A 12,349-nucleotide genomic window follows, 5' to 3' on the forward strand; every position below is an offset into this window, starting at 1 on the left:
CGCAGGTGAGGATTTGCCCGCTTGCCGCGTCTACCAGGTGAATCGATAACAAATTAACCTGGAGAAATGCAACATGTGGTCCCCCCGCTTCAAGCTGACACCCGCTCCCCTCGCCCTGGCCGCCATGCTGGCCATGGCTTCGTACTCCGTGGCGCAGGCGCAAGCGCTGCCGCCCGTCAAACTGGCCATCGCCGCCCAGCCGCTGGGGCAGGCGCTGAACGAACTGGCGCGCCAGGCCGGCCTGCAACTGCTGTTTCCCCCCGACCTCGTGGCCGGCAAGACGGCGCCCGCCGTCAGCGGCACCCTGAGCGTGCGCGATGGGCTGGAGCGCCTGCTGGCCGGCAGCGGCCTGCAAGCGTCGATCGACGGCAATGCCGTCATCATCAAGGCGGCGCCCAAGGCCACGGGCGAGACGGCCACCCTGTCGGAAATCACGGTGACGGCCAATGGCGAGCGCACGGCCACCAGCGATGGCACGGGCGCCTACACGACGCGCGCCGTGACCCTGGCGGGCGCGGAACGCTCGCTGCGCGAGACGCCGCAATCGGTGTCCGTCGTCACGCGCCAGCAGATGGATGACAAGAATCTGTTCACCTTGGACCAGGTGCTGGAGCAAAGCACGGGCCTGACGCGCATGAACCGCAGCTTCGGCTCGCACGAATTCCTGGCGCGCGGCAATGCCCTGTCCTACCTGGTCGACGGCATGCCCGGCGTGGCCGACAATGCCACGGGCTGGCTGATCCCCGACATGGCCGTGTATGACCGCGTGGAAATCCTGCGCGGCTCGGCCGGCCTGATCGTCGGCGCCGGCACGCCCGGCGGCGTCGCCAACCTGGTGCGCAAGCGCCCGCGCGCCGAGGCCCATGCCGATGTCACCGCCACCGTGGGCAGCTGGAACCAGCGCCGCGTGGCGCTCGATGCGGGCACGCCGCTGAATGCGGCCGGCACCGTGCGCGGCCGCGCGCTGGTGGCCTACGAAGACCGCGATTTCTTTTATGATGCGGCGCACAGCCGCATGCCCCTGTTCTACGGCATCGTCGAAGCGGACCTCGACGCGGCCACCACCGTGCGCGCGGGCGCGCGCCGCCAGCACACGGTGACGGATGGCTACTGGCTGTTCGGCCTGCCCCGCTACAGCAATGGCGCCACCCTGCCGATCCGCCGTTCGACCTCGCTGGCGCAGGACTGGAACCGCCACGACGCCACCATCGGCGAACTGTTCGCCGACCTGGAGCACCGCTTCGGCGGCGACTGGAAGGCCAAGCTGGCCATCAACCGCACCTATGGGGCCTTCGACCAGCAGGCGGCCATCGTGCGCGGCAGCATCGATCCCGTCACGCAAACGGGCGCGCGCCTGTACAGCATCAATTACCGCAAGCAGGATATCGTCACCACGGGCCTGGACGCCAACGTGGGCGGCGGCTTCCAGGCCTGGGGCGGCAGGCATGAGGTGCTGCTGGGCCTGAACGCCTCGCGCGCCATCACCGACGACCATGCGGCTTCGACCTCGCCAGGCTTGCCCTTCGATGTCTTCCACCCCAACAATTCCCTGCTGGCGCAGCCCGCGCATCCGGCCTGGGACACGCTGCCGCACCTGAACGAACAGCATTACGGCGCCTACGCCAGCACGCGCTGGGAACTCAATCCGGCGCTGCACCTGCTGCTGGGCGGCCGCCTGAGCTGGTTCGACAAGCAGACCACGGGCCGGCTCGATACCGACCCCGTCAGCCGCTACAAGGAGAGCCGCGAATTCACGCCGTATGCGGGCCTGGTGCAGGACCTGGGCCCGCGCTGGTCCGTGTACGGCAGCTACGCCAGCATCTTCCAGCCGCAGAGCCTGTACTACACCCTGGGCGGACAGCCGCTGAAACCGGTGGTCGGCGACACCTATGAGGCGGGCGTGAAGGGCGAGCTGTACGACGGCCGCCTGAACGTGGCGCTGGCCGCCTTCCGCATCAACAAGCGCGACACGGCCATCTACGACGAGGCCAGCAACGACGATTGCCTGAAGTGGGACCTGACGGGCAGCTGCTACCGCAATGGCCGGCCGATCCGCAGCACCGGCATCGACGCGGACGCCAGCGGCGAAGTGCTGCCCGGCTGGCAGCTGTCGTCCGGCTACACCTACAACATCGCGCGCGGCGACGCGGGCGAAACGCCGCCCACCGTCACGCCCAAGCACATGCTGCGCGTGTCGACCAGCTACCGCCTGCCCGGCGCCTGGAACCACTGGACCATCGGCGGCGGCGTCTCGGCGCAAAGCGGCTACCTGTACCAGGCGGACGACAATCCCGACGTGGCCTTTCGCAATGGCGGACGCACCGTCTGGGATGCGCGCGCTTCCTACATCTTCAACCGCCACTGGAGCGCCAACCTCAGCATCGCCAACCTGACGGACAAGACCTACTGGGCCGCCACGGGCGAACTGCGGCGCGGCAATTACTTCGGCGAACCGCGCAACATCATCCTCACCGTGCGCTACACGCCGTCGCTGTAAGCGCCTCGCCGCCAGCATCGCGCGCCACGGCCGCCGCCAGCAATGGGGCGGCCGTGCGCGTTTACAACATCGCACTCTTGCATGTCTCACAACCTCGCACTATAATAAGAATAGTTCTCATTCACATTTAGACTCTCCACCGAGTCTGCACGCAGCCGCCTGGCCGATGCGCAGCTGAATGACACGCTGCGCCAGCCAGGCATCCCCGCCAAGCAAGCCCCCCATACCAATCAACCAAGCGTGCCGCACGGCGGCAGGCTCACGAGAAGAAGGATGCTTCATGGCACGAACACGTTCGCTGGCCGGCACCGTTGCCGCCACGATTTCCCCCAGCCTCCCGGCGGGGCGCATGCGCCCGTTGGCCGCCGCCGTCCGCTCGGCCCTGCTGGCGGCAACGCTGGGCGCCGGCGCGGCCCTGGCTGCCGACGCCCCGGCCGACTCCGAGGAAGCGACCCTGAGCGAGATCAAGGTGCTGGGCCAGCAAGACAAGGCAGCGACGGAGAACACGGGTTCGTATACGACAAAACAGATGGGCACGGCCACGCGCATGGGCCTGTCGATGCGCGAAACGCCGCAATCGATCTCGGTGGTGACGCGCCAGCGCATGGACGACATGGGCCTGAATAGCCTGGCCGAGGTGCTGGTACAGTCGACGGGGGTGACGGTGCAGGAAAACGACAGCGAGCGCACGACCTTTTCAGCGCGCGGCTTTTCCATCGGCAATTACCAGATCGACGGCGTGGCCGTCAATTCGGGCAGCAATGCGCTGTTCGACACGGCCCTGTATGACCGCATCGAGATCGTGCGCGGCGCCACGGGCCTGGTCAGCGGCAATGGCGACCCGTCCGCCACCATCAACATGCTGCACAAGCGCCCCGGCAAGGAATTTTCTGCCTCGGCCGGCCTGACCGTCGGTTCGTGGAGCAAGGTCCGGCTGGACGGCGACATCAGCGCGCCGCTGAATGCGGATGGCAGCATCCGCGGGCGCGTCGTGGTGGCCGGCCAGAACCGCCATTCCTACATGGACCTGTACCAGGAACGCAAGCGGGTGGGCGCCGTCATCGTCGAGGCGGACCTGACGCCGGCCACCTTGCTGACGGCCGGCATCGACTACCAGAAAAACACGCCGAAAGGCACGAGCTGGGGCACCACGCCCCTGTTCTTCTCGGATGGCACGCCGGCCAACATGCCCCGCTCGTTCAACATGGCGGCCAAGTGGAGCAGCTGGGAACGCGCATTCGAGAACAAATACGTCTACCTCGAACACCGCTTCGCCAACGACTGGAAGGTCAAGGCCGCCTATGGCCGCCTGGACAGCTCGTCGAACGGCAAGCTGTTCTACGGCGGCAGCGGCTACCCGAACCGCGACGGCTCGGGCCTGTCCGTGTGGAGCAGCGCCTTCCCCTACGATGAAAAACAGGATAACTTCGACGTGTCGGCCAACGGCACCTTCCCCCTGCTCGGCCGCCAGCACGACCTGGTGCTGGGCGTGAACGGCTGGAAGCGCGTCGGCACGACGAATGAAACGCAGTTCGAGGACCCGCTGCCCTTCGCCACCACCATCCCCGACTTCCGCCACTGGACGGGCGATGTGCCGGAGCCGGCCATGCTGCGCACGGGCGCGCGCGACGTCGCGACGACGAAACAGTCGGGCGCCTTTGTCGCCACGCGCATCCACCTCATGGACAATCTGAAGGTGCTGGCCGGCGCGCGCATCTCCAAGTGGGAAACCTATAACGACCGCTATGACACCCAGGGGCGTTTTGTGAAGCGCAGCTCGGCCTACAAGACGGACGATGTCGTCACGCCCTATGCGGGCGTGGTGCTCGACGTGAGCAGGAGCACCTCGCTGTACGCCAGCTACACGGACCTGTTCAAGCCGCAAAACCTGAAGGACAAGCACAACGCCTTCCTCGATCCGATCACGGGCAGCAACGTGGAAGCGGGCGTGAAAAGCGAATTCTTCGACGGCGCCGTCAACGCCTCGTTCGCCGTCTACCAGGCCAGGCAGGACAACCTGGGCGAGGAGGATATGTCCGTGCCGCCGGCGTTCCTGCTGCCGGACGGCAGCCGTCCGTATGTCTCGACGGGCAAGGGCACGAAAAGCCGCGGCTACGAAATGGAAGTGTCGGGCAGCCCGCTGGCAGGCTGGCAGCTGTTCGGCGGGTTTACGCACGGCACCTCGAAGACGGGCAAGGGCGTGCTGACCAACACCATCCAGCCGGCCAGCATGCTGCGCGCCTCGACCACCTACCGCCTGCCGGGCGCACTGCAACACCTCACCATCGGCGGCGGCGTGAACTGGCAGAACGAAATCTGGACGACGGCCACCTTGCCGGACAAGACCAGGACGCGGGTCAGCCAGGGCAGCTACGCGCTGGCCAACCTGATGGCGCGCTACCAGATCAGTCCCAAGCTGGCCGCCACCCTGAACGTCAACAACCTGTTCGACAAGACGTATTTCCGCCGCGTGGGTTTCTATAACGGCGGCTATTACGGCGAACCGCGCAACGTGGCGCTGAACCTGCGTTACCAGTACTGATCTGATGCACCGTGCCGGCCGCCTTCTTCGGGAACGCGGCCGTTTTGACTGTTTCACATAAAAAAATACAAGGGATACACCATGCACATCACTTCCATCGCGCGCCGCGGCGCCCTCGCCACCGCCTTGCTGGCGGGCTTCCTTGCCGCTGGCACGGCCAGCGCGCACCAGATCTGGCTGCAGCAGGACGGCAAGGCGGCCAGCGTGTATTTCGGCGAATTCGGCGACAACCTGCGCGAAGCGTCGCCGGGCCTGCTGGACAAATTCCGCTTCCAGAGCGTGACGTGGATTGCGCCCTCCGGCAGCAAGCTCCTGCAGGCGAGCAAGACGGCCGGTGCGTTTATCCTGAACGGCAAGGTGGCGGCCGGCGAAAGCATCATCGTCGAGGAAAACGCCTACCCGTCGTGGGAAGAGAAAAAGGAGGGCAAGGCCACGCGCACCGTGTGGGTGCCGGCCGCGCGCCTGATCGCCGACGCCAAGGCGCAGGCGCCCGCGCTGACCCTGGACCTCGTGCCGACGGGCAAGCCGGGCCAGTTCCAGGTCAGCTACCGTGGCAAGCCGCTGGCGCAGGCCAAGGTCAACGCCGTGGTGCAGTCGGGCTGGGGCAAGGAAGCGTGGAGCGATGCGCAGGGCCTGGTCAGCTTCCCGCTGCCGTGGAAGGGCACGTATGTGCTGGAAGTGCAGCACACGGACCAGACGGCCGGCCAGCGCGGTGACGAGCATTACGACAAGGCCATGTACGTGACCAGCCTGAGCCTGGTGCAGCCGCAGGGCGTGGCCCCGCTGCCGGCCGGTCCGGCCCTGCCACCGAGCCAGGACCACGACTGACCATGCAAGCACCCGCCCATACCGCATCGACTGACGCCGTTGAAAAAATCGCGCGCCGGCGCCTGTCCGCCGGCGCGCTCTACCGCCTCGGCGTGGCCTCGCGCAGCGTGGCCGCCATCGTTGGCGGCTACGTGCTGGCGGCGCTGCTCACCATGCTGCTGTCGGTGAGCCTGCCCATGGCACGCTCCGAAGCCGTCATGACGGCCACGCTGCTGTCGTTTGCCATCTACACCTGCGTGGTGATGTGGGTCTTCGCCACCCGCAGCGCCCTGCGCGCCTGGCTGGGTCTGCTGATCCCGGCCGCCCTCATCGCCGCCATCCTGCAGGCGATGGACGCCTTATCCTGGAGTCTCGCATGAAAGAAGGTTTCCGCCAGTCGATGGCATGGCTGCACACCTGGTCCGGCCTGCTCGTCTGCTGGATTTTATTGCTGGTGTTTTGCGCCGGCACGGCCAGCTACTATCGCGATGAAATCACCTTGTGGATGCAGCCCGAGTTGCACGGCGCCGCCGCCAGCCAGGTGAGCACCGAGGAAGCGGCCAAGGTCGCGCAACAGGCCATGGAAGAGCGGGCCGGCGGCGCCACGCGCTGGTTCATCAGCCTGCCCGGCGAGCGCCATCCCGCCACGCAGCTGGGCTGGAGCAAGCCGGCAAAGCCCGGTGAAAAGAAACGCGGACGGCGCGGCAATTTCCACAGCGAGGCGGCCGACCCGGCCACGGGCGAAGTGCTGTCCAAGCCGCGCGACACGCGGGGCGGCGAATTCCTCTACCGCCTGCACTTCGACCTGCACTACATGTCCGCCATCTGGGGCCGCTGGATCGTCGGTTTCTGCGCCATGTTCATGTTCGTCTCCATCATCAGCGGCATCGTCACGCACAAGCGCATCTTCAAGGACCTGTTTACCTTCCGGCCGAAAAAGGGCCAGCGCTCGTGGCTCGACGCGCACAACGTGACGGCCGTGCTGGCCCTGCCCTACCACATGATGATCACCTACACGGGCCTGGTCACGCTGATGTTCCTGTACATGCCGTCCGGCGCCACGGCCGCCTACAAGGGCGACCAGGACGCCTTCTTTGCCGAGGCCTTCCCGGGCCGCTCGGACGAGCGCAAGGCGGCCGGCGTGGCCGCGCCCCTGACGCCGCTGGCGCCGCTCGTGCGCCAGGCGGAGCAGCACTGGGGCGGCGGCAAGGTCGAGCGCATCTCCGTGAACCACCCGGGCGACGCCAACGCCACCATCTCGCTGTCGCGCGCGGCCGGGCGCGACATCTCGTCGAAGCAGCCGTCGATGGAATTCGATGGCGTTTCCGGCAAGCTGCTGGCCACCGATGGCGAAGCGCTGCCCGGCGCCGCCGCCACGCACGGCGTGATGTATGGCCTGCACATCGCCCGCTTCGGCGGCCCCCTGCTGCGCGCGCTGTTCTTCCTGTCCGGCCTGGCCGGCTGCGCCATGGTCGCCACGGGCGCCCTGCTGTGGGCCGTCAAGACGCGCCAGAAACAGGCCAAGGCGCTGGCCGCCGGCAAGCGTCCCAGCTTCGGCCTGCGCCTGGTGGAGGCGCTCAATATCGGCGCCATCGCCGGCATCCCCATCGCCTTCGGCGCCTACTTCTGGTCCAACCGCCTGCTGTCGGTGACGATGGAAGACCGGCCGAAGGAGGAAATCGCCTGCTTCTTCGGCGCCTGGGCCCTGGCCGCCATCGTCGCCCAGCTGCGTCCCTCGCGCGCCATGTGGCGCATGCAGCTGGCAGTCGGCGCCTTCCTGCTGGCATCGCTGCCCGTGCTGAACGTCTTCACCAGCGGATCGCACCTGGGCGTGACCCTGTTCCTGGGCCGCGGCCCCGTGGCGGTGGCCGCCTTCGACCTGGTGGTGCTGGTGCTGGGCCTGGGCCTGGCGTATGCGGCGTTCAAATTGAAACCGCTGCCCGTGAAAGGGGCCAAGGCGGCGCCGGTGAAACCAGCGCAGACGATGGAGGCCGCGTGATGGAACCAGTCGCGAACTTCCTCGTGTTTGCCCTGTGCTATGCGGGCCTGTCGTCGCTGTGCCTGGCCATGGATCGCCACTACGCCGACTTGCACGGACGCGGCGCCGAACCGCCCGCGCCCCTGCGCCGCCGCCTGCGGTGGACGGGGTGGGTGGCACTGGCGGCCGGCCTGGCCTGGGCCATGCACATCGCCGGCGCCGGCTATGGCCTCGTCTACTGGGTCGGCAGCCTGACGGGCTGCGGCTTGCTGCTGATCTGGCTGCTGCCCTACGCGCCGCACCAGGCCATGCGCCTGGCGCGCTGCATCGGCGGCGCGGCCGTGCTGGCCGCCATCGCGCTGGCCGTGCTGTAGCGGGCCTGGCTGGCCCGCCACGCGCCAGTCAATGCGTGGTGGGCCAGCAACAGCGCATTGCGCCGCCAAGGCCACCGCGCTAAAATGAGAATAATTCTTATTTGCATTAAGGCCTTACCACCATGCCAGGCAGTCCGTTCGCGCCCACTCCCCTGCTGCCGACGCAGCTCGACAGCCATTACCGCGCGCACCACGGCTGGCTGGCGCACTGGCTGCAGCGGCGCCTGGGCAATGCCGCCGAGGCGGCGGACCTGATGCAGGACACCTTCGCGCGCCTGCTGGCCGGCGCGCCCGCGCAGCCGCACACGCCGGCCCTGCGCGCGCCCAAGGCTTACCTGGCTACCGTCGCCAAGCACCTGCTGATCAACCATCTGCGGCGCCAGTCGCTGGAGCGGGCCTGGGCCGAGGCATTGGCCGCCCTGCCGCAGCAGCACCAGCCGTCCGCCGAACAGCACGCCGAGCTCCTGCAGGCACTGCAAGCCGTCGACGCCATGCTCGACGGCCTGAAGCCGAAGGTGCGCGCCGTCTTCATCCTGGCGCAGATCGAAGGCCACGCCTACGCGGATATCGCCGCGCAGCTGGGCATCGGCGAGCGCTCCGTGAAGCGCTACATGGCCGAGGCGCTGACGCAATGCGTGCTGCTGGCACCGGAGCTGCCGGCATGAGCGCCGCCGCTCCGCCATCCCCTCCGCTGTCGCGCAAGGTGGCGCGCCAGGCCGTCGAATGGTATCTGCTGGAGCAGTCGGGCCAGGCCACGCCGGACGACCTGGCCGCCAGCGCGCAATGGCGCGCGCGCGACCCGGAACACGCGCGCGCCTGGAGCCGGGTGCAGCAGGTGAGCCAGACGGCCGGCCTGCTGCCGCCCGCCCTGGCCGCGCCCGTGTTGCGCCGGCCGCAGCGCCGCATCGCCATGCAGGCGCTGCTGGCGCTGATGGCGGCACCGGCCGCCTGGCTGCTGGTGCGCCATGAATTGCTGGCCGACTACCGCAGCGGCGTGGGCCAGCGGCGCGACATTGTCCTTCCCGATGGCGGCGCGCTGGTCCTCAATACCGACAGCGCCGTCGACCTGGCGTATGGCGCCGACGAACGCCTGCTGACCCTGCGCCGCGGCGAAGTGCTGGTGCAGACGCGCCCCGACCATGCGGGCAGCCGCCCCTTCATCGTCGCCACCTGCCATGGCCGCATCCGCGCGCTGGGCACGCGCTTCACCGTGCGGATCGACGACGATGGCTGCCGCGTGACGGTGCTGGAACACGCGGTGGAAATCACGCCGCGCGCGCCCTCGGCCACGGTGCGCACCGTCGCGGCAGGCCAGCAAAGCCGCTTCGACGCCAGCCACGCCAGCCTGCCGACACCGGCGCCGCTGCAAGCCGATGCGTGGGCGCGCGGCGTGCTGGCGGCGCAGGACATGCGCCTCGACGCCTTCGCCTCCGAGCTGTCGCGCTACCGTCCCGGCCTGCTGCGCGTGCAACCGCAAGTGGCGGGCTTGCGCCTGTCGGGCGCCTTCCAGCTCGACGACACGGACGCCGTGCTGGCAAATCTCGCGCGCATGCTGCCCGTCGACGTGCTGTACCGCACCCCGTACTGGGTCACCATCGCGGCCCGCCAAAAATAATTGGCACAAGTTGGCCCCTTTTTCCAGCATGGCCTGTCCTGTGGGTATGACAACGACACTCCACCGGAAAGGCAAGACCATGCATACCCCCCGTTTGACTCCCCTCGCGCGCGCCGTCGGCGGCGCCGTATTCCTGATGCTGCTGGCGCAGGCGCCGGCCATGGCTGCCGATGCCGCCGCCGCGCCAGCCGCCGTGCCAGTGCATGTCAGCGTGCCGCCGGGCGATCTGTCGGCCGCCATCGCCAGCTTTGCCATCGAGGCGAAAGTGAGCGTGGGCGCGGCGGCCGAACTGCTGCAGGGCATGCGCACGCCGGGCCTGAGCGGCAGCTACACGGTGCCGCAGGCGCTGGCCCGCCTGCTGGCCGGCACGGGCCTGGAAGCGCTGCCCGGCGGCGAACGCAGCTACGTGCTGCGCAAGGCGGCTGCGGCATCCGGCGGCGCGCCGATCGCCGCCACCCTGGGCGAAGTGGCCGTCAGTTCCAGCGCCCTGCGCGACGGCACCACGGAAGGCAGGCGCGGCTACGCTGGCCTGACCAGCGCCACGCGCCTGAACCTGTCGCTGCGCGAAACGCCGCAGGCCGTCAGCGTCATCACGCGCCAGCAGATCGAGGACCAGGGCTTGCGCACCTTGCAGGACGTGCTGGTGCAGGCGCCCGGCATCACGGTCGACCATTCATCGAGCACGCGCGAATACGACCAGGTGTTTTCGCGCGGCTTCGAAGTGACGTCGTACATGTTCGACGGCATCCCGACCAGCAAGAACCTGGAAGCGCGCACCTTTGACATGGCCATCTACGACCGCGTCGAGATCATCCGCGGCGCGACGGGCCTGATCAGCGGCACGGGCAGCCCGTCGGCCGCCATCAACCTGGTGCGCAAGCGCCCGGGCCGCGCCTTTGCCGCCACGGCCGGCGCGCAAGCGGGCTCGTGGGACCGCTACCGCATCGAGGGCGATGTCTCCACGCCCTTGACGGCGGACGGCAAGGTGCGCGCGCGCCTCGTCGCCGCGCATGAAGACCAGCGCTCGTTCATCGACCGCTACCGGCAGAAAAAAGACGTGCTGTACGCCATCGTCGAAGCGGACCTGGCGCCGTCGACGGTGCTCAGCGCCGGCGTCAACTATCAGAAGGAAAAGCTGAAGGGCGCGGGACGCGACTTCCCCATGTTCTATGCCGACGGCACGCAGACGCATTTCCCCCGCTCGATGAATGGCACGGCCGCATGGAGCACGTATGACCGCGAACAGAGCATGCTGTTCGCCACGCTCGACCATTATTTCGACAATGACTGGATCGCCAAGGTGGCCGTCAGCCGCAGCAGCAACCGCTACGATGCCTTGCAGGGCTTTTCCGGCAATGGCTACCCGGACCGCGTGACGGGCGGCGGCATGCAGCTGTGGCTGGCCAACTGGCACAGCAAGCCGCAGCAGACCGCGCTCGACGCCTACGTCAGCGGCCCGTTCCAGGCCTTCGGCCGCCAGCATGAACTGGTGCTGGGCGCAAGCGCCTCGGAACTGCGGACGAATGGCCCCATCTATCCGGGCTGGCGCCTGGACGGCTACGACTACACGGTGCCGGATATCCACGCCTGGCATGGCGCCATGCCGGTGCCCGACTACAGCGGCACGCGGCAGGGCACCTCCTACGACAAGGAACGGGAAAGCGGCCTGTATTCCACGCTGCGCCTGCGCCCCACGGAAGCGCTGTCGGTGATTTTAGGTGCGCGCCTGTCGTACTGGAAGCGCGACATCCGCAGCGATTATGTCAACGACACGGACCTGTACGACGCCATGCGCGAAAACGGCAAGATCACGCCGTATGCGGGCCTGGTCTACGACCTGGGCCGGCACTGGTCGGCCTACGCCAGCTACACCAGCATCTTCACGCCGCAAAGCCAGCGCGACGCCAGCAGCCGCTTCCTGGCGCCGCTGGAAGGCAAAAACTACGAAGTGGGCGCCAAGGGCGAATTCTTCGGCGGCAAGCTCACCACCAGCGCCGCCGTGTTCCATCTGCGCCAGGAAAACCTGGCCGAAGCCGATCCGGGCAACGTCTGGATCATCGGCACGGGCGGCGGCTCCTACGCCTATCACACGGTGAAGGGCGCCACCACGCGCGGCGTCGAGGCGGAAGTATCGGGCCAGCTGCGTCCCGACTGGCAACTGACGGCCAGCTATGCCTACAGCCGCATCCGCAACGCGGCCGGCGAGCGCATCCAGACCAACCAGCCTCAGAACATGGCCAAGCTGTGGACCACCTGGCGCCTGGCGCAGGGCGTGCCGGGCCTGCTGCTGGGGGGCGGCGTGAACTGGCAGAGCACTATCTATATGGATGAGCGCGGCCCGAACGGCGAACGCTTCACGCAAAAGGCCTATGCCGTGGCGGGACTGATGGCGCAGTACCAGCTCAACCCGCAACTGGTGGCGACCCTGAACGTCAACAATGTCTTCGACAAGCGCTACTACTCGACGGGCATGGGCGGCTACTACGGCGATCCGCGCAACGCCATGCTGTCGCTGCGCTACAAGTTCTAGGCGTGT

Annotated in this window: 9 protein-coding genes; all 9 read left to right on the forward strand. The window is 68.0% G+C overall.

Features of this window, described 5'->3' with window-relative positions; all coding sequences use genetic code 11:
- Nucleotides 1–73 precede the first annotated feature (73 nt).
- Nucleotides 74–2,497 (forward strand): TonB-dependent siderophore receptor, encoded by a 2,424-nt coding sequence (locus tag BM193_RS05245; protein ID WP_092795930.1) that lies wholly within the window; start codon nucleotides 74–76, stop codon nucleotides 2,495–2,497.
- 280 nt (nucleotides 2,498–2,777) lie between these two features.
- Nucleotides 2,778–5,039 (forward strand): TonB-dependent siderophore receptor, encoded by a 2,262-nt coding sequence (locus tag BM193_RS05250; RefSeq protein ID WP_139176022.1) that lies wholly within the window; start codon nucleotides 2,778–2,780, stop codon nucleotides 5,037–5,039.
- A gap of 81 nt (nucleotides 5,040–5,120) precedes the next feature.
- The gene (locus BM193_RS05255) at nucleotides 5,121–5,867 is read left to right on the forward strand and encodes a DUF4198 domain-containing protein (protein ID WP_092795934.1); all 747 of its coding nucleotides are present in this window, start codon (nucleotides 5,121–5,123) and stop codon (nucleotides 5,865–5,867) included.
- Between the two features lie 2 nt (nucleotides 5,868–5,869).
- Entirely contained in the window at nucleotides 5,870–6,226 is a 357-nt protein-coding gene (locus BM193_RS05260) for a DUF3649 domain-containing protein (protein WP_092795936.1), read from the forward strand.
- Nucleotides 6,223–7,845, forward strand: a complete 1,623-nt coding sequence (locus BM193_RS05265; RefSeq protein ID WP_092795938.1) for a PepSY-associated TM helix domain-containing protein — start codon at nucleotides 6,223–6,225, stop codon at nucleotides 7,843–7,845. Before BM193_RS05260 ends, BM193_RS05265 begins: the two co-directional genes overlap by 4 nt.
- Entirely contained in the window at nucleotides 7,845–8,198 is a 354-nt protein-coding gene (locus BM193_RS05270; protein ID WP_092795940.1) for a DUF3325 domain-containing protein, read from the forward strand. The genes BM193_RS05265 and BM193_RS05270 overlap by 1 nt, the downstream gene beginning before the upstream one ends.
- Nucleotides 8,199–8,320: 122 nt before the next feature.
- The gene (locus BM193_RS05275; RefSeq protein ID WP_092795942.1) at nucleotides 8,321–8,863 is read left to right on the forward strand and encodes a sigma-70 family RNA polymerase sigma factor; all 543 of its coding nucleotides are present in this window, start codon (nucleotides 8,321–8,323) and stop codon (nucleotides 8,861–8,863) included.
- Nucleotides 8,860–9,813 (forward strand): FecR domain-containing protein, encoded by a 954-nt coding sequence (locus tag BM193_RS05280; protein WP_092795944.1) that lies wholly within the window; start codon nucleotides 8,860–8,862, stop codon nucleotides 9,811–9,813. The genes BM193_RS05275 and BM193_RS05280 overlap by 4 nt, the downstream gene beginning before the upstream one ends.
- A 79-nt stretch (nucleotides 9,814–9,892) precedes the next feature.
- Nucleotides 9,893–12,343 carry a TonB-dependent siderophore receptor gene (locus BM193_RS05285; RefSeq protein WP_092795946.1) on the forward strand — a complete coding sequence of 817 codons (2,451 nt, stop codon included), beginning with the start codon at nucleotides 9,893–9,895 and terminating at the stop codon, nucleotides 12,341–12,343.
- The last annotated feature ends 6 nt before the right edge of the window (nucleotides 12,344–12,349 follow it).

It is taken from the genome of Janthinobacterium sp. 344, from assembly GCF_900112025.1.
Classification (GTDB): Bacteria; Pseudomonadota; Gammaproteobacteria; order Burkholderiales; family Burkholderiaceae_D; genus Janthinobacterium.